General features: G+C 62.4%; 17 protein-coding genes. 11 read left to right on the top strand and 6 right to left on the bottom strand.

The annotated features are described in order from the left end of the window. Positions 1 to 113: 113 nt before the first annotated feature. The 4 genes from HHL22_RS17335 to ytxJ all read left to right on the top strand — a co-directional run bounded on the left by HHL22_RS17335 (position 114) and on the right by ytxJ (position 3,872). Entirely contained in the window at positions 114 to 2,141 is a 2,028-nt protein-coding gene (locus HHL22_RS17335) for an alpha-ketoacid dehydrogenase subunit alpha/beta (RefSeq protein ID WP_169532669.1), read from the top strand. 212 nt (positions 2,142 to 2,353) lie between these two features. After that, positions 2,354 to 3,136 carry a hypothetical protein gene (locus HHL22_RS17330; protein WP_169532668.1) on the top strand — a complete coding sequence of 261 codons (783 nt, stop codon included), beginning with the start codon at positions 2,354 to 2,356 and terminating at the stop codon, positions 3,134 to 3,136. A 16-nt stretch (positions 3,137 to 3,152) separates the two neighbouring features. Then, the gene (locus tag HHL22_RS17325) at positions 3,153 to 3,452 is read left to right on the top strand and encodes a hypothetical protein (RefSeq protein WP_169532667.1); all 300 of its coding nucleotides are present in this window, start codon (positions 3,153 to 3,155) and stop codon (positions 3,450 to 3,452) included. A gap of 66 nt (positions 3,453 to 3,518) precedes the next feature. Continuing rightward, complete coding sequence (gene ytxJ / locus HHL22_RS17320) at positions 3,519 to 3,872, top strand: bacillithiol system redox-active protein YtxJ (RefSeq protein WP_169532666.1); 354 nt, start codon at positions 3,519 to 3,521, stop codon at positions 3,870 to 3,872. A gap of 81 nt (positions 3,873 to 3,953) precedes the next feature. On the opposite strand, the gene HHL22_RS17315 is transcribed toward ytxJ, so the two are convergent. Both HHL22_RS17315 and HHL22_RS17310 read right to left on the bottom strand, forming a co-directional pair. Further along, complete coding sequence (locus HHL22_RS17315) at positions 3,954 to 4,562, bottom strand: DUF4142 domain-containing protein (RefSeq protein WP_169532665.1); 609 nt, start codon at positions 4,560 to 4,562, stop codon at positions 3,954 to 3,956. A 57-nt stretch (positions 4,563 to 4,619) separates the two neighbouring features. Next, the gene (locus tag HHL22_RS17310; protein WP_169532664.1) at positions 4,620 to 5,294 is read right to left on the bottom strand and encodes a DUF4142 domain-containing protein; all 675 of its coding nucleotides are present in this window, start codon (positions 5,292 to 5,294) and stop codon (positions 4,620 to 4,622) included. 262 nt (positions 5,295 to 5,556) lie between these two features. Between HHL22_RS17310 and HHL22_RS17305 the strand changes: the two genes are divergently transcribed. Further along, positions 5,557 to 6,435: a hypothetical protein gene (locus HHL22_RS17305; protein WP_169532663.1), complete on the top strand. Its 879-nt coding sequence runs from the start codon at positions 5,557 to 5,559 to the stop codon at positions 6,433 to 6,435. Between the two features lie 166 nt (positions 6,436 to 6,601). Here HHL22_RS17305 and HHL22_RS17300 read toward each other — a convergent pair whose 3' ends face one another. Next, the gene (locus tag HHL22_RS17300; RefSeq protein ID WP_169532662.1) at positions 6,602 to 7,351 is read right to left on the bottom strand and encodes an IspD/TarI family cytidylyltransferase; all 750 of its coding nucleotides are present in this window, start codon (positions 7,349 to 7,351) and stop codon (positions 6,602 to 6,604) included. 121 nt (positions 7,352 to 7,472) lie between these two features. Further along, positions 7,473 to 8,522 carry a tRNA preQ1(34) S-adenosylmethionine ribosyltransferase-isomerase QueA gene (queA, locus tag HHL22_RS17295; RefSeq protein ID WP_169533505.1) on the bottom strand — a complete coding sequence of 350 codons (1,050 nt, stop codon included), beginning with the start codon at positions 8,520 to 8,522 and terminating at the stop codon, positions 7,473 to 7,475. A gap of 269 nt (positions 8,523 to 8,791) precedes the next feature. Between queA and HHL22_RS17290 the strand changes: the two genes are divergently transcribed. Both HHL22_RS17290 and HHL22_RS17285 read left to right on the top strand, forming a co-directional pair. Further along, positions 8,792 to 10,057, top strand: coding sequence for an ABC transporter permease (locus HHL22_RS17290; RefSeq protein WP_169532661.1), 1,266 nt, complete (start codon positions 8,792 to 8,794; stop codon positions 10,055 to 10,057). A 209-nt stretch (positions 10,058 to 10,266) separates the two neighbouring features. After that, complete coding sequence (locus HHL22_RS17285; RefSeq protein ID WP_169532660.1) at positions 10,267 to 11,133, top strand: LOG family protein; 867 nt, start codon at positions 10,267 to 10,269, stop codon at positions 11,131 to 11,133. Positions 11,134 to 11,207: 74 nt separating this feature from the next. On the opposite strand, the gene HHL22_RS17280 is transcribed toward HHL22_RS17285, so the two are convergent. After that, the gene (locus HHL22_RS17280; protein WP_169532659.1) at positions 11,208 to 12,239 is read right to left on the bottom strand and encodes a LacI family DNA-binding transcriptional regulator; all 1,032 of its coding nucleotides are present in this window, start codon (positions 12,237 to 12,239) and stop codon (positions 11,208 to 11,210) included. A gap of 131 nt (positions 12,240 to 12,370) precedes the next feature. Further along, positions 12,371 to 14,662 (bottom strand): GH92 family glycosyl hydrolase, encoded by a 2,292-nt coding sequence (locus tag HHL22_RS17275; RefSeq protein WP_169532658.1) that lies wholly within the window; start codon positions 14,660 to 14,662, stop codon positions 12,371 to 12,373. Positions 14,663 to 15,265: 603 nt separating this feature from the next. On the opposite strand from HHL22_RS17275, the gene HHL22_RS17270 reads away from it, so the two are divergent. The 4 genes from HHL22_RS17270 to HHL22_RS17255 all read left to right on the top strand — a co-directional run bounded on the left by HHL22_RS17270 (position 15,266) and on the right by HHL22_RS17255 (position 23,216). Then, a complete protein-coding gene (locus HHL22_RS17270; protein WP_169532657.1) occupies positions 15,266 to 18,397 on the top strand; it encodes a SusC/RagA family TonB-linked outer membrane protein in 3,132 nt (1,043 codons plus the stop codon). Positions 18,398 to 18,418: 21 nt separating this feature from the next. Beyond that, on the top strand, positions 18,419 to 19,924 hold the full coding sequence (locus tag HHL22_RS17265) for a RagB/SusD family nutrient uptake outer membrane protein (RefSeq protein ID WP_206680741.1): 1,506 nt from the start codon (positions 18,419 to 18,421) through the stop codon (positions 19,922 to 19,924). A gap of 89 nt (positions 19,925 to 20,013) precedes the next feature. Next, positions 20,014 to 20,727: a basic secretory protein-like protein gene (locus HHL22_RS17260; RefSeq protein WP_206680740.1), complete on the top strand. Its 714-nt coding sequence runs from the start codon at positions 20,014 to 20,016 to the stop codon at positions 20,725 to 20,727. Positions 20,728 to 20,915: 188 nt separating this feature from the next. Then, positions 20,916 to 23,216 carry a GH92 family glycosyl hydrolase gene (locus tag HHL22_RS17255; protein ID WP_169532656.1) on the top strand — a complete coding sequence of 767 codons (2,301 nt, stop codon included), beginning with the start codon at positions 20,916 to 20,918 and terminating at the stop codon, positions 23,214 to 23,216. Positions 23,217 to 23,302 lie beyond the last annotated feature (86 nt).

Genomic DNA, 23,302 nt, shown 5'->3' with positions numbered 1-23,302 from the left:
GCGCGTTGGGAAATAGGATGCCGCCGGCCGCCGTTTTGCCCAACTTCCCCCAAATAACGGGCCCGCCGCCTGGCCGCTACCTTTGCCCATACTGCCACCCCGCCGGTTTTTTTATGCTTACCCAAACTGCCCCCGTCCTCCAGTTCAACCGCCGCGACTACGACAACGCCCTGCTGCTGCGTCTCTACCGCGAGCTGCTGCGCCCGCGCCTCATCGAGGAGAAGATGCTGATACTCTTGCGCCAGGGTAAGGTGAGCAAGTGGTTTTCGGGCATCGGGCAGGAGGCCGTGGCGGTGGGCAGCACCCTGGCCCTGCACGCCGACGAGTACATTTTGCCGCTGCACCGCAACCTAGGGGTGTTTACGGGCCGGCAGGTGCCGCTGGGGCGGCTGTTTGCGCAGTGGCAGGGCAAGGCCACGGGCTTCACGCAGGGGCGCGACCGCTCGTTTCACTTCGGCAGCCGCGAGCACCACATCGTAGGCATGATTTCGCACCTGGGGCCGCAGCTGGCGGTGGCTGATGGCATTGCCCTGGCCGACGTGCTCGACCAAGCCCCTAGGGTCACGCTGGCTTACTCGGGCGACGGCGGGGCCAGCGAGGGCGACTTCCACGAGGCGCTGAACGTGGCCGCCGTATGGCAGCTGCCCGTGATATTCCTAGTCGAGAACAACGGCTACGGCCTGAGCACGCCCAGCAACGAACAGTTTTGCTGCCAGTCGTTTGTGGATAAGGGGCCGGCCTACGGCATGGAGGCGGTGCAGGTGGATGGCAACAACGTGCTCGACGTGTACACCTGCATCGCGGGCCTGGCCGACGACCTGCGCCAGCGCCCCCGCCCGGTGCTGGTGGAGGCCCTCACCTTCCGGATGCGCGGCCACGAGGAAGCCAGCGGCACCAAGTACGTGCCCAGCGAGCTGCTGGAAGAATGGGGCCGCAAAGACCCGGTGGAAAACTACGAGAAGTGGCTGCTGGCCGAGGGTATCCTCAGCGAAACCGGCCGCGCGCAGGTGCGCGAAAGCATCAAGCAAGAAATCGAAAAAGCCTGGCAGGAAACCGAAGCCGCCCCCGCCCCCGTGGCCGACGCCGCCCGCGAGCTACGCGAGATGTACGCGCCGGAACCGGTTGCTAGCTCAGGTTCGACTAACGAGCAAGCAGCAACCGGAAACAAGCAGCCAGAAACCCAAGACCGCCGCTACGTCGATGCCATTCGGGAGGGGCTGTGGCAGGGCATGGAGCAGCACCCCGGCCTAGTGCTGATGGGCCAGGACATTGCCGAGTACGGCGGCGTGTTTAAGGTGACGGAAGGCTTCGTGGCCGAGTTTGGCAAGGGGCGCGTGCGCAACACGCCCCTGTGCGAGTCGGCCGTGCTGGGCGCGGGCCTAGGGCTGGCCGTGCGCGGCCGCAAGAGCATGGTCGAGATGCAGTTTGCCGACTTCGTGACCTGCGGCTTCAACCAGATAGTAAACAACCTGGCCAAAAGCTACTACCGCTGGGGCCAGCCCGCCGACGTGGTGGTGCGCCTGCCCACCGGCGCGGGCACGGCCGCCGGCCCCTTCCACTCGCAAAGCACCGAGGCCTGGTTTACCCACGTGCCGGGCCTGAAAGTGGTGTACCCCAGCAATCCACACGACGCCAAGGGCCTGCTGCTGGCCGCCCTGGCCGACCCCAACCCGGTGCTGTACTTCGAGCACAAGCTGCTGTACCGCTCGCTGAGCGGACCGGTGCCCACGGCGCCCTACCTCACGCCCATCGGCCAGGCCGCGCTGGCCCAGGAGGGCGACGAGCTGAGCATCGTGACCTACGGCCTAGGGGTGCACTGGGCCCTGAGCGCCTGCCAGGAGCTGGGCGCGCGGGCCGACATCCTGGACCTGCGCACGCTGCTGCCCTGGGACAGCGAGGCCGTGGCGCGCTCGGTGCGCAAAACCGGCCGCCTGCTGGTGCTGCACGAAGACACCCTCACCGGGGGCCTAGGGGGCGAAATAGCCGCCTGGGTGGCCGAGCACTGCTTTAGTAGCCTCGATGCGCCGGTACGTCGCGTAGGCGCGCTCGATACGGCCGTGCCGTTTGCCCCGCAGCTGGAAGCCGACTTCCTGCCCACCCAGCGCCTGCGCGAGGCCATTAAGGCGCTGCGGACGTACTAGCGGCCGTTTACTGCTGCCCGGTAGCGGTAAAGGCTGCTTGGCGCGCAGCGGCAGCCGGCTCCGGTGGCTATTGCCCCGCCCAGGCCAGGGCCTGCTGGCTGCCAAAAAGATTGGGCGCCGCCTCGCCGCTCGGCAACGCGGCGGGGCGGGTAGTCGTTGTAGCAATACTAGTAGCTGGCTTGTACTTTCGTGGTGTATTGAGGCTATTAGTTATGTATTCTATTGTATTTTATCGAGTTATAGTTGGGTGGCTAGCCCTAGGGAGCCTCCTGGGCCTGAGCGGCTGCGCGGTCTACGATTCCGTCTTTCATCCGCACCGCCTGGGCACGCCCGCCATGACGCCCGAGGCGAAAGCCAAACTGCGCGCCGCCGAAAAAGCCCGCCACAAGGGCCTAACGCTTGCCAACCCAGATGCCGACGATACCCCGAGCGCCGACGGGGCAGCCCCGAGTACTAGCCCCGTACCCACTTCGGTCAGCAACAGCAAGGCCTACAGCGAGCTGCCGGCTGGCACCCGCGCCACTTACGACAAGCAAGGCCTACTCAAGAAAAGCCCCCTGGTGCGCCTGCAGCAGAATAGCAACAAGCTGCACCACTACGACCTAAGCGCCCCGCCCCACACCGCTGCTACCCGCGACGAGCGCAAGATGCGCAAGCACTCGAAAAACCCCGGCAAGCGCGGCGCCGAGCCTAGGGCCCCCGCCGAGCCCGCCGAGCCCGCGCCAGCTCCCGACCCCACGCAGCCGGCCCCCGCCCCGGCCGCCAACGCCAGCAAAACCCCGCTGCCCCGGTCGGCGGCTAAAGCGCCAGCGCCCCGCCCGGCCAAAGCCACCCCCAAGCCCCGTACTCCGCACGCGGCGCCTACCACCGCGCCGGCCGACGAGCCCACGCCTGCCCAGGCCGCGCCGGAAAAACCTACGAAGGAAAAGAAAGCTAAAAAAGCGCCCAAGGCGCCCAAGCCCGACCCCACCCAGCCGCCCGGCAGCGGCAACTAATACCCGCGCCTTTACCATGCCTAAGCCCTTACTCTGCGCCTTGGCCCTGCTGCTAGCTAGCTCCGCCGTGGCCCAAATTGCGCCCAGCAACCCCGCCCAGCAGCGCGCGGCCAACCGCCGGGCCCTGCGCGAGGCCCAGCAAGCCAACGTGCCCTACAAGGAGTCGCACCTCACCGTAACGCGCCAGCAGCTCAAGCGGGGCAGTGCCGCCGGCCCGCCTGGCACCGCCAACACCCGCCCCGATGAAGGCAAGCGCCGGGCTGGCTTAAAACTGCCTAGCCTGCGCCGCAGCCCCAAAACCGAACCCACCCCCTGATTTTACAGTTACTACTTCAGTCACCCTTCTAAGTGGCTTTCATTTAAGCTAATCCCGCTCCTAGTTATGGCTACTCCCTGGCTTCCCCTCACCCAGTCCGACCAATTGCAAGACATTGCGCAGGCCTCGCACGAGCACCCAGTGCTCATTTTTAAGCACAGCACCACCTGCTCGATAAGCGCGGCAGCCAAAGCCAAGCTCGAGCGCCAGTGGCCCGACAACTCGCTGCCGGCCGATACGCAGATTTATTACCTCGACCTGCTGCGCTACCGCCCCCTCTCGGCCCAGGTGGCCGAGACTTTTGGCGTGCGCCACGAGTCGCCCCAGCTGTTGCTCATTCAGGATGGCGCCTGCACCTACAATGCTTCGCACATGGGCATCCGCCTCAGTGAGGCCGGCGAAACGCTGGCAGCCAAATAACCGCTAGGCTACCCAGCTAAAAAAAGCCGCCCCCAATAAAACTGGGGGCGGCTTTTTGCTTACAGAGCAGACTACCAGCGCTTATTTCAGCGCCTCAATAGCGGGCTTGTCTTTCTCAATCATGGTCAGGTGCTCGCGTAGCGTGGGCAGGGTTTTGGCCGCAAAGGCGCGCAGCTCCGGCGAAGCGGCCTTAGTTGAGGCTTCTTCGTAGGCCTTGATGTCGTCCTTGTGGTCGCTTTCCATCTTGCTCACGTACTCCTTGTCCATCGCCACGCCCTTTTTCTCGGTCACGTCCTTGTAGGTGCTTTGCGCGTCGTTGCCGAGTGTCGTGGGCAGGGTTACGTTCATTTTAGCGGCCAGGGCCTTTAGCTCGTCGTTGGCCTTGGTGTGGTCGGTTACCATGCGGTTGGCAATGTCCTTTGCCTGGGGCGATACGGCGTTTTTGGCCACGGCCTGGCCTAGCTGCACCTCCAGCATGCCCCCGCTGGCCGCCTTGGTCATAAACTCAGTGTCGTATTCGCGGGCATCTTTCAGGTCGCTGCCGGCCGAAGTCGAGTCGGGAGTGCCGGCCTCAATCTTTTTCTCGTTCACGGCCTGCGCGTCCTTCACCGAATCGGGGTTGGAGTTGCAGGCGGCGGTGCCTGCCAAAAAGGCGGCAGCCCACAAACCATTTAAAAACAAGCTTTTCATCGTGAGGTAAGGTTAGGGTGGTATATGCTAAGGGTGAGCAGTATACGCAGGTTTGCCTTACATGGTCATCGTCTTGCTATCCTGCTGCGCCATCGATAAGTGGCCTTCTACTACGGGCAGCGTGGTGGTAATCCAGTTTTGCAAGGCAGCGTTCTTGGTCATTGTCTGGTGAGCCTTCAGGGTGTTGGCCGTTTTTTGGTGGTCGGCCACCATTTGCTGCACATACTTGGTTTCAAACTCCTTGCCCGACAGCTTTTGCATGGCTGGCAGCATGGCTTGGTGGTCGGCGTCCATGTCGGTAGGCAGCGTTACGCCAGCCTTGGCGGCGATGGGTTTCAGGTTAGCCGTGCTCTTGGTATGGTCGGCAATCATCTGGTTGGCGTAGGCCTTCACCTTGCCCGATACGCCTTTGCTGAGTGCCAGCTTGCTGAGCTGCATCTCGTTCTGGTCAGAATGAGCCGCCGACTGCATAAACTCGGCGTCGTTGGCGTGCGGGGCGGTGGGGCCGTTGGGGTCAGCGGCGCCATTGCCGGCCATCGTGCCGCTCATCGCGCTACCCGAGTCGGCGGCCATTGCGCTGCCCATTTTGCCGGCCGACGAGTCGCTGCTCATGGTTGAGGAGCTAGCCGCGTCTGTAGTGCCGGAGGCAGCAGTATCGGAGGTGGTAGAGGTGCTGCAAGCCGTAAACAGCAGGAGGCCGGCGCTGGCCAGCGGCAAAAGAAAGGTCTTCATCAGAAAAGGAATAGGGTAAGTTATCCTAGTTGCTTACGTGCTCCACTCGACCGAAGTTTAGTGTAAATGAGCTAGTTAGCTGCCAGCACCGAGAGCCCAGAAACTAAACCTGAAGCATAGGGCTAACTGGAAATTTGACCCTTACTTCTTTACTAACCTAAAGTAGGCCTAGGGCCTCTCTCAAAAAAAGAGTGGGCAGTCTTTAAACCTGGGGCGCAGCACGGCTTCTCACTGAAGCTAACCTCTTCATTAATCCGCTTTTATGTACGCCACCTATTCCCTCCGCTCTTTAGTCTACACCGCCCTCGCCAGCGGCCTGCTCCTGACTGCCAGCTGCCGCAAAACCACCGAAACGCCCACGGAGGACATTACCACGGCCACCGACCGCAGCGACGCCAACGCCGAAATGGCCTTAAGCACCGAGGCCGTGCGCGCCATCAGCCCGGCGGCGGCCAGCGCCGGCAGCGCCAACCCCGAAACCAGCGGCACCGATTATACCAGCCCCGATGCCGACTTCCGCGCCCGCTTCGGCTCCTGCGCCACCCGCACCTACAACGCTAGCCTGCGCCTGCTCACCATCGACTTTGGCCCCACCAATTGCCTGTGCCCCGATGGGCGCTACCGCCGTGGCCAAATCCTGGTGCAGTTCACCACCGACAACGGCAACACCCGCCGCGCCGGGGCCGTGGTCACGCGCAAAGAGTACTTCGTCAACGACAACCAGCACACCGCCACCCGCGTGTTCACCGACCTGGGCAGCGGCTCGTTTTCGGTGAGCGTGCCCAGCGCCAGCATCATCTACGCGGCGGCCAACGGCGGCGGCACCCACGCCTGGACCGCCAGCTGGACCTTCACCCGCACCGCCGGCTACGGCACGGCCACCACCCTCGACGATGCCTACAGCGTGAGTGGCGCCGCCCAAGGCACCAACCGCAAGGGCGTTGGCTATACCACCCTCATCCAAACCCCGCTCCTTAAGCGCGGCGACTGCCTCAAGTACTACGTGCACGGCACCCTTAGCATCACCAATACGCCCGGCAGCACCCTACTGCTCGACTACGACCCCAGCAACACCCAAGCCTGCGACAACACCGCCAGCGTCACCGTAAATGGCGTAACCCGCACCATCACGCTCCGCTAATCACTGATTAGCACGGATTTTAGCTGATTGCACGGATTTTGTGAACGATTGCCTTAGGGGTTGTTGACAAAGAAAAAGGCGGTTACGTAACCGCCTTTTTTATGTGCAGCTTACGGGTGAAAAATGGGCGATACCCCTAGGGCAATCGTCCACAAAATCCGTGCAATCAGCTAAAATCCGTGCTAATCAGTGATTCGGCCAGCAGCAGGTCCTCGGGGGTGGTGATTTTGAGGTTGCGGTAGTCGCCCTCCACCAAGTGTACGGGGCAGAGGTCATCGACCACGCTGGCGTCGTCGGTGAAGGTGGGCAGCTCGGGCAAGCGGTAGGCGCGGCGCAGCAGGTCGAGGTCGAAGGTTTGGGGCGTTTGCATGAGGCGCAGGCGGCGGCGGTCGAGCGGCGACGAGCCGGCGGCGCCCAGCAGGCGCACCGAGTCTTTGGGCGGCACGGCCACGGCCACGGCCCGGTGCGTGGCTGCCGCCTGGTAGGCGGCCTCCACCACCCCTAGGGGCACCAGCGGGCGCACCCCATCGTGCACGGCCACCAACGCGCCGCTGGGCGGTGCAGTGGGCAGCGCCGCCAGCCCCGCCTTCACCGAAGCCCAGCGGGTGGCGCCGCCCACTACTACGCGGTGGGGCGGCACGGCGGGGTAGCCCGCCGCCAGCTCTTGCCAGTACGCTACCTGGTCGAAGGGCAGCACCACCACCAGCTCGGCCACGGCCAGCGCGGGCGCGGCAAAGCGCCGCAGCGTGTGCAGCAGCACCGGCTCGCCGCGCAGCAGCAAAAACTGCTTGGGCCGGTCGGCGCCCATGCGCAGGCCGCTGCCGCCCGCCACCAACACGGCGTAGCGGGGCAGCGGTGAGCTGGTGAATGGATGCGGTAGTGAGTTGTCGGCTGGGGGCGGGAAGGTAGGCGGCATGAGCGAGTAATTGGCAAGAAGGGGCCTAGGGCCTAGCAGCGCAAGAAAGCGCCCAAACGCAAAAATGGCCCGGCCGCTAAGAAAGCAGCCGGGCCATTTAGTAAATCATCAGCTCACCAGCTTACAGGATGAGCATGGCGTCGCCGAAGGCGAAGAAGCGGTACTTCTCCTTAATGGCTTCCTGGTAGGCTTCCATCAGCAGCTTGTAGCCGGCGAAGGCCGAGGCCATCATCACCAGCGTGCTTTCGGGCAGGTGGAAGTTGGTCAGCAGCGAGTTGGCAATCTTGAAGTCGTAGGGCGGGTAGATGAATTTGTCGTTCCAGCCCGACGTGACCTTGATGCGGCTGCTGGCCGACACCGAGGCATCGAGGGCGCGCAGCGAAGTAGTGCCGATGGCGCACACCTGCTTCTTGGCGTCAATCGACTTGTTGACCACCCGCACGGCCTCCGCGTTCACGAAGAACTGCTCCGAGTCCATGCGGTGCTTGGTTAGGTCTTCCACGTCCACGTTGCGGTAGGTGCCCAGGCCCACGTGCAGGGTTACGAACGCCTTCTCCACGCCCTTGATTTCCATGCGCTTCATCACCTCACGCGAGAAGTGCAGGCCGGCGCTCGGGGCCGCCACGGCGCCAATGTGCTCGGCAAAGATGGTTTGGTAGCGCTCCTTGTCGGCGGGCTCGGTTTCGCGCTTCAGCACATCCTTGGGCACCGGCGTTTCGCCCAGTTCGTAGAGGGCCTTGCGGAACTCCTCGTCGGTGCCGTCGAACAAGAACTTGATGGTGCGGCCCCGCGAGGTGGTATTGTCAATGACCTCGGCCACGATGTCAGACTCGCCGAAGTAAAGCTTGTTGCCCACCCGAATTTTACGGGCCGGGTCCACCAGCACGTCCCACAGGCGGCCTTCTTTATTTAGCTCGCGCAGCAAAAACACCTCAATCTGGGCGCCCGTGCGCTCCTTTTGCCCGTACATGCGGGCCGGAAACACTTTAGTGTCGTTGAAAACAAAGACATCGCCCTCCACAAAATAGTCGAGGATGTCCTTAAATTGCTTGTGCTCAATCTGGCCGGTGGCGCGGTTCACCACCATCAGGCGCGACTCGTCGCGGTGGCGAGCCGGATGCGTGGCAATCAGCTCTTCGGGGAGTTCAAACTTGAACTCATGCAGTTTCATCGCCATGAGGGGCAGTACTAGGGGGAAGTTACCGAAAATTCGGGGGGCAAAGGTACGGCTTTTCGGGTAGATTGTTGATGAGGTGAGAGTTGGCGCTGTAATGAAATGCTCAGCTGGCGCGATTGAACCCGCGCACAAAGTGGTTTTGCTCATCTGACATTTGCCTGCCGCAGCACCGCTACCGCGCCCCTAGGGTTGTTGGGCAGCGATGGCGGCGACAAGCGCAGCATGACGTTCTTTGTTGACGGTATTCTCTCTGCTTCCCGGCTATGTTCCTCACCCTTCGCCTCGTGCTCGAAAGCTTCGCCTTTGCCTGGCAGGCGCTGCGCACCAATTTGCTGCGCACCGTCTTATCGCTGCTGGGCGTCACGGTGGGCATCTTCTCCATCATCGCCGTGTTCATGGTGGTCGATTCGCTGGAAGCCAACGTGCGCAGCAGCATGAACTTCTTGGGCGACAAGGTTATCTATGTGGGTAAGTGGCCCTGGGTGTTTGCCCCCAACAACCCCTGGTGGAAGTACTTCAACCGGCCGGTGCCCACGGCGCGCGAGTTTCGGCTGCTGCAGCGCATGCTGCCCGCCAGCAGCCAAAACGGGGTGGCCATTTTTGTGGCCAAGGGCGGCAACACGCTCAAGGCCGGCACCAACTCGGTGAGCGACTGCGCCTTGCAGGGCGTTAGCTACGACTACCGCAACGTATCGAGCGTACCCATCGAGCTAGGCCGCTACTTCACGCCGCAAGAAACGGAAGCTGGCCGGCCGGTGGCCATCGTGGGGGCCACCATTGCCAAAAATCTGTTTCCACAGGGCGGCGCGGTGGGGCGGCAGTTTAAAACGCACGGGCGCTACTTCACCATCATTGGCACCATGAAGGAGGAGGGCAAAAACCTGCTCGGCACCCCTAGCAACGACGCCAATTGCCTGATTCCCTACAACGCCTTCGCCACCATCTACGCCCTGAGCAGCACCGGCATGAGCGGGCCCTCGCCCCAGCTCGCCGTGAAGGGCCGCGACGACGACCCCGGCCTGCTGAACCTGGAGGCCGAGATGCGCGGCGATATGCGCAGCATCCGCGGCCTCAAGCCCCGCGAGGAAGACAGCTTCGCCCTCAATCGGCCCGAAATGGTGGCCGACGCCATCAGCAAGCTCTTCAGCATTATTGGGGTGGCGGGGGCCATTATTGGCTCGTTTGCCATGCTGGTGGGCGGCTTCGGCATTGCCAACATCATGTTCGTGTCGGTGCGCGAGCGCACCAACCTTATTGGCATCCAGAAGTCCTTAGGGGCCAAGAACTACTTCATCCTCTTTCAATTCCTGTTCGAGGCCATTTTTCTGTGCGTGCTGGGCGGGGCGGCGGGCATTTTCTTGGTGTGGCTCATCACCCTACTGCCGCAAGACAGCCTCACGCTGTTTCTGAGCGCGGGCAACATCTCGCTTGGCCTTATGGTATCGGTGCTAATTGGGGTACTGGCGGGCATTATTCCGGCGGTGCTGGCCGCCAACCTTGACCCGGTTATCGCTATTCGGGCTAAGTGATTCTTTATAATATGAAAATGTATTGAATGTGGAAAATGTGAAAATGACGGTGGGCTAAAGCGAAGATTTTTAGGATAACATAGCCGTTGCATTTTCACATTTTTCGTATTTTCTACATTTCCACATTACCCCCCTATCTTCGCGGCCTTGTTTTTTTCTTGCCCCACTGCCAGGAGCTGGGGCGTTTTTTTCCTACCCTGGTAGTATGTATGTCTAAGCTAAAAAAAACCAGTAAAACCAAGCTTGCTGACGAGGCCCTGAACGGGGGCTCGGGCAAGACCATTGTGCAGCCCAACGTCAACGACAACAAGCTGCGCAGCATCACCGACCTGCGCGACAAAACCGGCGTGCAGCCCAAAGCTGCGCCCGACCCCGACGAGCAGCGCATCCGCCAGGCCTTTGTGGACAAGGACTGGAACGAGATAAAGATTGCCGATAGCTGGCAGATTTTCAAGGTGATGGCCGAGTTTGTGGAGGGCTTCGAGAAGCTGTCCAAGATTGGCCCCTGCGTGAGCATCTTCGGCTCGGCCCGCACCAAGCCCGACAACCCCTACTACCAGCTGGCCGAGGAAATCGCCTCCAAGCTGGTGCGTCACGGCTACGGCGTGATTACGGGCGGCGGCCCCGGCATTATGGAAGCCGGCAACAAGGGCGCCCGCGCCGAGGGGGGCAAGTCGGTGGGCCTCAACATCGAGCTGCCCTTCGAGCAAACCCACAACCCTTACATCGACTCGGACAAGTGCATCGACTTCGACTACTTTTTCGTGCGCAAAGTGATGTTTGTGAAGTATGCGCAGGCCTTTGTGGGCATGCCCGGCGGCTTCGGCACCATCGACGAGCTGTTTGAGGCGCTGACGCTCATCCAAACCAAGAAAATCGGGCGCTTCCCGCTGGTGCTGGTGGGCACGGCCTACTGGGGCGGCCTCTTCGACTGGATTAAGAACGTAATGCTCCACGAGGAGCACAACATCTCGCCCGAGGACCTGGACCTGGTGCACCTGGTGGACGACGCCAGCGAAGCCGTGAAAATCATCGACGACTTCTACCACAAGTACTCGCTCTCGCCCAACTTCTAGGGCCGAAAGCTGGGAAGGGCTGGTAAAAAGCACGCTGCACGCAACAAGGGCCCTTTTCACCCACAACTCCTACCCTAGGCCCCCACCGGCACCCGCACCGAGGAGGCGCGCACCACCAGTTGCGGCGTCAGCTGTAGCTGCACGATGCGGCCGGTGTCGCCGGGCCCGTCGAGGGCGGCGAGCAAGGTGCTGATGAGGTCTTCGGCCATGGCTTCCATGGGCTGGGCCACTACCGTGATGGGCGGCGAATAGAGCCGAAACAAGTCGTTGTCGTCGAAGGAGATAACGGCCAGCTCGTCGGGAATGCGGCGGCCCAGGTTACGCAGGGCTTCCAGGCCGTACACCCCCAGGTAGTTGGTGGCGAAGAGCACGGCGTCGCAGGCGGGGTGGGCCGCGAAGAACGCCTGCAGGTCCTGCACCATCTGCTCGGGCTCCTGCGGAAAGCTGATTTCGTACACCAGCTCGGGCCGGCGCTGCTCGCGCATAGCCTGGGCGTAGCCTTGCCGGCGGGCCGCCATCTGGGTTTGGCCCAGCTGGGTAATCACGAGCGCCACCTGCCGGAAGCCCTGCGCCAGCAAGTGCTGGGTGGCCTGGTACATGCCGGTGGCCCCATCCACCACCACGGCGTTGGCGCTCACGCCGGGCAGCAGGCGGTCGAAGAGCACCAGGGGCTTGTCGCGCCGCACCAGGGCGCCCACTTCAGCATCCAGGCCATTGGGCAGGGCCAGAATGTAGCCGTCCACGTGCCGCTCCTGAAACATGGTGAGCAGGTCGCGCGCCTTAGCCGGGTCGTTGTTGGTGCTGCAGTAAATGATGCGGTAGCCGCGGGCCAGCGCTTTTTTCTCGATGAGGGCCGCCACCGTGGCGAAGAAGGGGTTGGCAATGTCTTCTACCATGAGGCCGATGACGTGCGTTTTGCCGGTGCGCAGGCTTTTGGCCAGCTGGTTGGGCTTGTAGCCCACCTCGTCCACGTAGGTGAGCACCCGCCGGGCCAGCTCGTCGCTGATGCGCTTCTCCTTGGCCTTGCCATTGAGCACCAGCGATACCGTGGCAATCGACACGTCGAGGTGCTGGGCAATGTCGTGAATGAGTATTTTCTTTTTCAACTCGGAGCCGCTTGGCAAGTGAATCTGATAAACAGGAACGGGCCGCCCGCTGGGGCCCTTTGCCCTAGCCCCTTTCCAGCGAGAAAAGAAGCTAGGGCGAAGGGCCCCGGCAGGCGAGCTAAGCGCTTACGCTAATACACGTCTTTTGGTCGGTTGGCCGCCGCCGCCCCAAAGGTCTTATTTGGTTGTGAACCCATCGTGAGCTGGAGTTTGCCGCCGGCTACTACGTCGCGGTGCAGCAGGTAGGTGTTGGCGTAGGGCTTGCCGTTGAGGGTGGCCGACTGAATATACAGGTTTTGCGGGCTGTTGTTGAGAGCTTCCATCACGAAGGTTTTGCCCTGGGGCAGGCGGATGGTGGCTTTGTTGACCACCGGGCTGCCCAGCACGTAGGCCAGGCTACTGGGGCTAACCGGGTAGAAGCCCATGGCCGACATGATGTACCAGGCGCTCATCTGGCCGCAGTCCTCGTTGCCGCTGATGCCGTCGGGCTTGTCGAGGTACATCTCGCGCAGCACCTGGCGCACCTTGGCGGCGGTTTTCCACTGCTGGCCGGCGTAGGCGTAGAGGTAGGTGGTGGCGTGGCTGGGCTCATTGCCGTGCGCATACATGCCGATGAGACCCGAAATGTCGGGCGAGGCGCTTTCGCCTAGGCTGCCCTGCACCACAAAAAGGCTATCGAGCTTTTCGACGAAAGCAGCCTCGCTGCCAAAGAGCTGGATGAGGCCCGGCACATCGTGGGGCACCAGCCAGGTATACTGCCAGGCGTTGCCCTCGGTGTAGGGGTTCATGCGGTGAATGCTCTGGAATGGGTTGAAGGGCAGCTGGTACTTGCCCTCGGAGGTGACGCCGCGCATGAAGCGCGTTTTGGGGTCGAAGTACTTCTGGTAGTACTTGGCGCGCTTGCTGTAGGTATCGTAGGCTTCCTTGTCGCCCAGCTTCTTGGCTACCTGCGCAATGCTCCAGTCGTCGATGGCGTATTCCATGGCCTTGGCTACCGACTCATTCTCTTTATCGGCCGGAATGAACCCTAGGGTCTTCACGTACTGCGTGCCCTCGTCGTCGCGGGTGCTTGATACTTCGAGGGCGGCCAGCACCTGCCGGCCGTCGAGGCCGGGCGTGCCCTTGAGGTAGGCTTCGGCCAGCACCGGCGCGGCGCTGTAGCCGACCATGGTGTTGGTTTCGTTGCCCATCAGGTGCCAGATGGGCAGCTTGCCCTGCTGCCGGCCGATGGCCAGCATGGCCTGCATCATGTCGGGCACGCGCTCGGGCTGGGCCAGCGTGAAGAGCGAGTGCTCGGTGCGGTAGGTGTCCCAGAGCGAGTAGATGCTGTAGTTGTTGAACGCGGCCCTAGGGTAGATTTTGCCGTCGGTGCCGCGGTAGTCGCGGTTGGCATCGTTGAAAAGGGCGGGCGCAAACCAGGCGTGGTAGAGGGACGTGTAGAAGATGCGGCGCACCACCGGGTCGGGGCTCTCAATGGCAATTTTGCCCAGCTCCTGCTCCCACTGGCCGTCGGCCGCTTTCTGCACGGCGGCGAAGTCCCAGCCCGGCAGCTCGGCCTGGATGTTGGCCAGGGCATTGTCGGTGCTCACCGGCGAAATACCGACTTTGAGCAGCAGCGGCGCGGCGGGCGCCTGGGCCCAGCTGAGCACGCCCTTCACGGCGGGGCCCTGGCCGGTTTTGCCCCCTAGGGCCTGCGCCTCGTTGAAAAGGGCAAACTCAGGCGCCGGCGCCGACACCTTAATGGCGAAGAACAGCTGCTGGTGGTTGGCCCAGCCGTGCGAGAAGCGGTGGCCCACAAAGGTTTGGGCATCCACCTGCCGCAGCTCCGTATCGGTGGCCTTGTCGCTAATACCCTCCTTGAGGTCGATGATGATGCGCGCCGGCTGGCTGCCCTTCGGAAAGGTGTAGCGGTGCAGGCCCACCCGGGCGGTGCTCGTCAGCTCGGCCCGGATGCCGTAGTCGTCGAGCGTGACGGCGTAGTAGCCGGGCCGGGCCACCTCGCGCTGGTGCGAGTAGCGCGAGAGGTAGCCCTGATGGGGCGCCTTCTGCTGGCCCTTATCGGTTTTAAGGGCGCCGGTATAGGGCATAATCAGTACGTCGCCCAGGTCGGAAGCGCCGGTGCCGCTGAGGTGGGTGTGCGAGAAGCCCGTGAGCAAACTATCCGAATAGTGGTAGCCCGAGCACCAGTCCCAGCCTTTAAAAATTTGCTGGGGCCCGAGCTGCACCGCGCCAAACGGCACGTTGGCCCCAATAAACACGTGGCCGTGCCCGCCGGTACCAATAAAAGGGTCTACAAACGAGGTGAGGCGCTGCTGGGCCGAGGTGGGGGCGGCGCCAGCCAGCAGCAGGCCCGCCACCAGCGCCCAAGGCCGCCGCGGCCGGGCAAGCACCCGGCGCCATAATCCAGAAGAGGGAAGTGCCATACGGAGAATAGTAAAAACCGAAAAGGGTGGGAGAAATGGGGCGGCTACCGGCCCGCGCGGCAGGCCAGTGCCCCCAAACGTGTGCGCTGCGCAGCCTGGCGCCTTAGCAGCCAGGCCACCAATCAGTTCGAATGGATAGACAAATATGCTAAAATGTTTAAGCAAAAATTTGGTGGCTTTGAAAAACTTTTAGATATTTCCCCAGAAATTCATTGCTGACTCATCTATTCCGGTCGGCTAACTACTTGATTTTACAGGCTTAACCTGTTCTTCATAAAAGGTAATAGTCAGTCAACAGCACTCTGCTAAGCTTGCTTTCTGCTACTTTCCCAGCAAAAATTGATACTTTACTTATCAATTTTTCGCGCTAGTCCCAGCCATTAGCTGCGCACTGCGCTACCCTGCCGCTAGCGCCGCTCGCTAGTCACCGATGCCTTTTTTTTAGCCTGCCAGCCTACCAAGTTGCTCGTTAAGTTTTTTTGCTAAAATGTTTTAGCATCAGCTAGTTATTTGGCATACAGCTGCTTGTCTACCTGTTTTAAGTCCCACCCAATTCCCACTTTTCGTATGTTCAATTCTTTATCTCGAAAAAGTTTGCGGGGCATGCCCTTGCTGCTGCTGCCCGCCACGCTGCTGCCGCTCACGCAGGCCACGGCCCGGGGTACTGCCGCTGGTGCCTACGCGCGCGCTTCGCGCCTGGTGGCGGCCGCCGTCACGGTGCAGGGCCGCGTTACCGACGAGAAAGGCAACCCGCTGCCCGGCGCCACCATCATCCTGAAGGGCAACGCCAGCGTGGGTGTTAGCTCGGATGCCGATGGTAAGTTCTCGCTGTCGGTGCCCGACGGCAACGCCACGCTGGTGATTTCGTCGGTCGGCTACGTGTCGCAGCAGATAGCCCTAGGGGGGCGCACCGACCTATCGGTGCAGCTGGTGAGCGACGACCAGGCCCTGAACGAAGTAGTGGTAGTGGGCTACGGCACCCAGAAGCGCTCGGACGTAACCGGGGCCATTGGCTCGGTGAAGAGCGCCGAACTGGTGGAGCGCCCCGTGGTGAACGTGGCGCAGGGCCTGCAAGGCAAGGTGCCGGGCGTGGACGTGTCGCTGAACTCGGGGCAGCCGGGCAGCGCGCCCACCATCCGGGTGCGGGGCTACTCATCCATCAACGCCGGCAATACGCCGCTGTACGTAGTGGATGGCGTGTTCTGGGAGCAGGGCATTACCACGCTCAACCCCAACGACATTGAGAGCCTGGAGGTGCTCAAAGATGCCTCGGCTACGGCCATTTACGGCGCGCGCGGCAGCAGCGGCGTTATCATCGTGACCACCAAGCGCGGGCGCAAGGGTAGCCAGGTGTCTTACGACAACTACGTCAGTATCAGCACCCTGGCGCGCAAGCTCAACGTGCTCAACGCGCGGGAGTTTCTGGCCCTGGAAGACCTGGACTACCAGAACGTGCAGAAGTTTGACCCTGCCGGCTGGGCCGCGGGCAAGTACGCCAGCAAGGACCCGCGCATCAAGCGCCAGGCCCTGGCTAACCCCAACGACCCTAGGCGCCTGTTCGACTCGAACCTGAACCCCCTCTACGACACCGACTGGCAGAACGAGGTGACGCAAACCGGCGTAGCCCAGAGCCACAACCTGTCGTTTTCGGGCGGCAACGACCAGACCACCTTCGGCCTGTTTTTGAACTACACCAATGCCCAGGGCATCATCCGCGAAACCTACCAGAAGCGCTACTCGGGCCGCCTCACGGTGGACAACCAGGTGAAGAGCTACCTGAAAGTGGGCGCCACGCTGAACTACAGCAACATCGAGGACAAGATTGGCAACAACTTCGTGGGCGGCAACAACATCCCGCGCATGATGATTGAGATGATTCCCATCATGCCCATCAAGTACCTCGACGGCACGTATGCGCGGCGCCAGGACTACCCCGACATGGAAAGCGGCGACAACCCCGTGGCCATCGCCCGCGAGGACGTGAACCTGACGCGCAACCAAGTGTTTGCGGGCAACATCTACGCCAACATCACCTTCTCGCCCAGCTTGAGCTTCCGCTCGGTGTTCGGCGCCAACATCAGCTCGCAGCTCAACCCCACATCCTCGACCAACCTCATTCAGCTGCGGGCCGGCACCCAGAACCTGGCCGGCTTCACGGCCTACGACGGCAAGAGCCTGCAGTGGCAGAACTACCTGACCTACAACAAGGTATTTGCGCAAGACCACTCGCTGAACGTGGTGGTCGGGGTGGATGCCCAGCGCTTCCAGGCCCTACAGGACTACACGGAAACGCGCGGCCTCGCCGACAATAGCTACTCCTATTATAACCTGGGCGCGGGCTCGGCACCGCAGGCGCCTACCTCTAACTTTGACGCCAACCAGTTCTTCTCGCTTTTCGGCCGGGCCAACTACAGCTATAAGGACCGCTACCTACTGACGGGTACCATCCGCTCGGATGCCGCCTCGCGCTTCGGCGCCGACCACCAGGTGGGGGTGTTCCCGTCGGGCGCCGTGGCCTGGCGCATCTCGCAAGAGCCTTTCTTGGTAAGCAACAGCACGATTAGCGACATGAAGCTGCGCTTTGGCTACGGCCAAACCGGCAACAGCAGCTTCGCCAATTACCAGTCGCAGGCCCGCCTAGGCACCAACACCTACGTTATCAATGGCACGCGGGTAACGGGCACCACCATCAGCACCCTGGGCAACCCCGACCTGCGCTGGGAGCGCGCCAGCCAGTACGACCTGGGCTTCAACCTGGGCTTGTGGCAGAACCGCGTGAGCTTCGAAGCCGACTTGTACTCGCGCACCACCACCGACCTGCTGCTGGCCCGCCCGGTGCCCCGCACCAGCGGCTACGGCAGCATCTTCAGCAACGTGGGCAGCGTGCGCAACCAAGGCCTGGAGCTGGCCCTGAACACGGTGAACGTGCAGGGGAAAGACTTCAGCTGGTCAACCAATTTCAACATCTCGTTCCTTAAGAACCGGGTGCTAGCCCTAGGGCCGGCGGGCGACGACATCTACCCCGGCCCCAACTTCCTGAACGAAACCAACGTGCTGCGCATTGGCCAGCCGGTGGGCTCGCTGTTTGGGCTGGTGCGCGAAGGCACCTGGGGCACCGCCGAGGCCGACCGGGCCAAGCTGTATAACCGCCTGCCCGGCGACTTGAAGTGGACCGACCAGAACAACGACGGCCAGATTAACGACCTCGACCGAGTGATTATCGGCAAGAGCATCCCCACGGGCTTCGGCACCTTCAGCAACACCTTCCGCTACAAGGGCCTCGACCTGCTGGTGGACATCCAGTTCACCTACGGCAACGACGTGATGAACCTGACCCACCACTCGGCCCTCGACCGCACCGACCAGGCCAACAGCTACTCGCGCGCCTACTACGATGCCTGGACGCCCACCAACCAGAACACGATGATTGCGCAGGCCCGCCCCTCCTACGTGTACTACGATTCGCGCATCGACTCTTATAAGGTAGAGGACGGCTCGTTCATCCGGGGCCGCAACGCGGTGCTGGGCTACAACTTCTCGAACGAGCTGCTGCAGCACATTAAGCTGGCTCGCCTGCGGGTGTACGTGTCGGCCCAAAACTTCTTCCTGGCCACCAAATACAAGGGCTACGACCCCGAAACCTCGACCTACGGCAACGCCTTCGCGCAGGGCATTCAGTTCTTCGACTATCCCAAGTCGCGCGTGTTCACGGCGGGCCTCAACGTAACCCTCTAAATTCTTCCCACCCAGCTTTATATGTTATCTCGTATTCGCTCCCGCGCGCAGGCCACGGCCTTGTGCACCGGCTTGCTGCTCGCGGCTACCGGCTGCAAGGACTTCCTGGTTGAAGACAACCGCTCGACGCTCACGCAAACCAACTACTTCACCAACGCCACGCAGGCCCAGTCTGCCGTGGATGGCCTCTACACCCGCCTGCGCCTGCTCAACGACGGCCCCGGCTACGGCGAGTCGAGCTGGGTAGCCCTGGAGCTGATGGCCGAGCACGCCACCACCCTCGGGCAGAGCTTCAACAACAACCAGATTATCAACCAGAGCATCGACCCGGCCAACCCCTACTTCTCGTCGGTGTGGAACAATGCCTACAACGGCATTGGAGCGGCCAACCTAGTGCTAGCGCGCGTGCCCGACGTTTCGATGGATGACGCTACGAAGAAGGCGCTGCTGGGCCAGGCCTACTTCATTCGGGCGTTCCTCTACTACCACCTGGTGCGCCTCTATGGCGACGTTCCCCTGCTGACGACGCCCATCGACGGCAGCAGCCCGGACCTCTACCCCTCGCGCGCCCCGCAGGCCGATGTGTACAACCTCATCATTGCCGACTTGCAGGCCGCCGAGCAGTCGGGCCTGCCGGCCGTTGACCGCACGGGCCGCATCTCGCAGGGCGCGGTGAAGGCGCTGCTGGCGAGCGTGTACCTGACCACGGCCGGCTACCCGCTCCAAATAAAGGCCAACTACCAGAAGGCCGCCGACAAGGCGGCCGAGCTGATTGACGCCAACCAGTACCCGCTGTTCACTAACTATGCCTCGCTGCACAACACCACCGACAAAAACCAGGGCGAGCTGATTTTGCAAGCCCAGTTTTTGGCCAACGTGTCGAACAGCGCCATCAGCGCGCTGGTGATTCCTTACTTCGTGGGCATCTCGAAGTACAACGACGAATTTGGGGCCCTCATCCCCACGCCGGGCTTCTACGCCACCCACGAAAGCGGTGACCTGCGCGCCCAGGAGCAGCAGTTCTACTTCTCGAAGTACCCGTCCATCCGCGACCCCAGCAAAATAGTTAACTTCGGCAGCCAGGCGCTCTACAAGTACTTCCAGGTGGAAACGGCCCTAGGGAGCGGCGTGGGCGACGAGAACTGGACGCTGCTGCGCATGCCCGAAGTAATGCTCATTTACGCCGAGGCCATTAACGAGGTGAGCGGCCCCAACACCAAGGCCTACACCCAGATTAACGCTATTCGGAGCCGGGCCAAGCTGCCCGCCCTCAGCGGCCTGAGCCAGGCCGACTTCCGCACCGCCGTGTGGAAGGAGCGCTACCACGAGCTGGCCTACGAAAACAAGGCGTACTTCGACATCCAGCGCACCCGCCAGACCTACGACGTGGCCAACAACCGCTTCGTAAACGTGGTGGGCTTCAAGGCCGAAGTAGGGCCGGCCTTCCAGGAGAAATACCTGCTGTGGGGCATTCCGTCGGCCGAAATCAACAACAACAAGAAGCTGACCCAGAACCCCGGCTGGTAGCGGCAAGTAGCTTTAGCGCCCGGTGGCCCCTAGGGGTAGCCGGGCGCTATTTGTTGAGGCCCATTTCAACCCGCGCTTTTTCGCAATTCGTGCTCAAACTCCTGTCTTTTCCTTCGCTGCTGGCCCTAGGGCTGCTGGCCGCGCCGGCGGCCGCGCAGAGCCCCGGCCCGGCCGTGCCCCTGGGCCGCGACTCGCTCACCCGGAAGGGCTACACGCTGGTGTTCATCAACCAGGACTCGGCCCTGGCGCCCGCCACCAAGCAGCGCATGACGGAGGCTTTCTTCACGGTGTATCCGCAGGAGGCCAAGCGGTTTAACAAGCAGACGCGGCGCCGGGTGGTGTTCTTTGTGAACCCCGCCTATAAGGGCGTGGCCGCCACCGACCACGGCATCGTGGACTACAGCCCCAAGTGGCTGCGCGAGCGCCCCGAGGACATTGACGTGGTGACGCACGAGGTCATGCACATCGTGCAGGCCTATCCCAACGGCAGCGCGCCCGGCTGGCTCACCGAGGGCATTGCCGACTACGCCCGCTACGTGTACGGGGTGAACAACCAGGCCGGCAACTGGAAGCTGCCCGACTACAAAGCCGGCCAGAGCTACACCAACAGCTACCGCATCATGGCGCGCTTCCTGGTGTGGCTGGAGCAGCACGGGCACCCCAAGGTGGTGGAAAAGCTGGACGCCGCCGCCCGCACCCGCACCTACACGCCCGCCATCTGGCAGCAGCAAACCGGCAAAACGCTGGACGAGCTGTGGGCCGCGTATGCGGCTAGTCCGGCCGTGCAGCTGGTGTATCGGTAGGACCCTAGGGTAACTAATGAGAAAAGAACGTCATGCTCATCTGGCGTCCGCCTGTCGAAGCATCTCTACCGCGCCATTTACCGTCGTTCAACGACGCGGTAGAGATGCTTCGACAGGCGGACGCCAGATGAGCATGACCGCCTTTTATTTGCAAGCAACTTCTGAATTCCTTTTCTCCTTCCCACCGAATGCTTAAGCATTTTCTTGCCCTAGGCGCCCTGGCGCTATTGGCCGCCGCGCCGGCCCTGGCCCAGGGGCCCACCATGGCGGCCGCCGACCCCGCGCAGTGGGTAGACCCGCGCATTGGCACCGACTCGAAGCCGAGCCTTTCCAATGGCAACACGTACCCGGCCATTGCCCTGCCCTGGGGCATGAACTTCTGGATGCCGCAGACGGGCAAAATGGGCAACGGCTGGGCCTACCAGTACGCGGCCGACAAGCTGCGCGGCTTCAAGCAAACGCACCAGCCCTCGCCCTGGATGAACGACTACGGGCAGTTTGCCCTCATGCCCCTCACGGGCAAGCCGGTGTTTGACGAGGACGCGCGCGCCAGCTGGTTTTCGCACAAGACGGAGGTAGTGGAGCCCAACTACTACCGCGTGTACTTGGCCGACCACGACGTGACCACCGAAATAGCGCCCACCGAGCGGGCGGCCCGCTTCCGGTTCACGTTCCCCAAAACCGACAGCGCCTACGTGGTGATTGACGCGCTGGATAAGGGCTCGCACGTGCAGGTGCTGCCCCAGCAGCGGCGCATCGTGGGCTACACCACCCGCAACAGCGGCGGCGTGCCTCAGAACTTCAAGAACTACTTCGTGCTGGAGTTCGACCACGACTTTACCAGCACGGCGCTGTACCAGGATAAAACCCTAGCCCCCGCCGGCACCCTCGACGTGACGGCCAACCACGCCGGGGCCATCGTGGGCTTCAAGACCAGCAAGGGCGAGCGCGTAAATGCCCGCGTGGCCTCGTCGTTCATCAGCCCCGAGCAGGCCGTGCTCAACCTCAACGAGATTGGCAACCAGGACCTGGACGCCGTGCGCCAAGCCGGCCGCGCCGCCTGGAACAAGGTGCTGAGCCGCATCGACATTGAGGGCGGCAGCCTCGACCAGCGGCGCACGTTCTACTCGTGCCTGTACCGCTCGCTACTGTTTCCGCGCAAGCTGTACGAGCTGGACGCCAGCGGCAAGGTGGTGCACTACAGCCCCTTCAACGGGCAGGTGCTGCCGGGCTATATGTATACCGATACCGGCTTCTGGGACACGTTCCGCTCGCTGTTTCCCTTCCTGAACCTGCTCTACCCCGAGGTGAGCACCGAAGTGCAGCAGGGCCTGGCCAACGACTACAAGGAAAGCGGCTGGCTGCCCGAGTGGGCCAGCCCCGGTTTGCGCAGCGTGATGGTGGGTAACAACTCGGCCTCGGTGGTGGCCGATGCCTACCTCAAGGGCATTCGGGGGCAGGACATGAACGTGCTGTACGAGGCCCTGACGCACGGCGCCAACAACGCGGGCCCCATGCCGGCCGTGGGCCGCTACGGCGTGGAGTACTACAACAAGCTGGGCTACGTGCCCTACGACGTGAAGATTAATGAGAATGCGGCCCGCACCCTGGAGTACGCCTACGACGACTTCACCATCTACCAGCTAGCCAAGGCCCTAGGGCGCCCCAAGAAGGAAATCAACCTCTACGCCCAGCGCAGCCAAAACTACCGCAAGCTCTTCGACAAGGAGAGCGGGCTGATGCGCGGGCGCAACCAGGACGGCTCGTTCCAGAAGCCGTTCAGCCCATTTAAGTGGGGCGACGCCTTCACCGAGGGCAATAGCCTGCACTACACCTGGTCGGTGTTTCACGACGTGCAGGGGCTGATGGACCTCATGGGCGGCCCGCGCAAGTTCGTGGCTACCCTCGACACCGTGTTTGCCCTGCCGCCCGTGTTCGACGACTCGTACTACCACGGCACCATCCACGAAATCCGGGAGATGCAGATTGCCGACATGGGCCAGTACGCCCACGGCAACCAGCCCATCCAGCACATGATTTACCTCTACAACTACGCCGGCCAGCCCTGGAAGGCGCAGTACTGGCTGCGCGAGGTGATGAACCGCCTGTATTTGCCCACGCCCGACGGCTACTGCGGCGACGAGGACAACGGCCAGACTTCGGCCTGGTACGTGTTTTCGGCCCTGGGCTTCTACCCCGTGTGCCCGGCCGTGAACCAGTACGTGCTCGGCGCGCCCCTCTTCCCCAAGGCCACCCTGCACCTGCCCGGCGGCAAGGACGTGGTGCTGAACGCGCCCCAGAATTCGGACGCCAACCGCTACGTCAACCAGCTGACCATCAACGGCCAGCCCTACGACAAGAACTACCTCACCTACGAGGACTTGCTGAAGGGCGCCACGCTCGACTACGAGATGAGCGCCACCCCCAACAAAACGCGCGGCACCACGCCCGACGCGGCCCCCTACTCCTTTTCCACCCCCAAGAAGTAAGCTGCCTGTTGCTTAGCTAGCTGCCTCACCAGCAGCTACAGTTACTAAAAGAACGTCATGCTGAGCCCCGCGAAGCATCTCTACCG

The sequence above is a fragment of the Hymenobacter polaris genome, from assembly GCF_012927305.1.
GTDB classification, from domain to species: domain Bacteria; phylum Bacteroidota; class Bacteroidia; order Cytophagales; family Hymenobacteraceae; genus Hymenobacter; species Hymenobacter polaris.
This window is presented reverse-complemented; position numbering and strand designations above follow the sequence as displayed.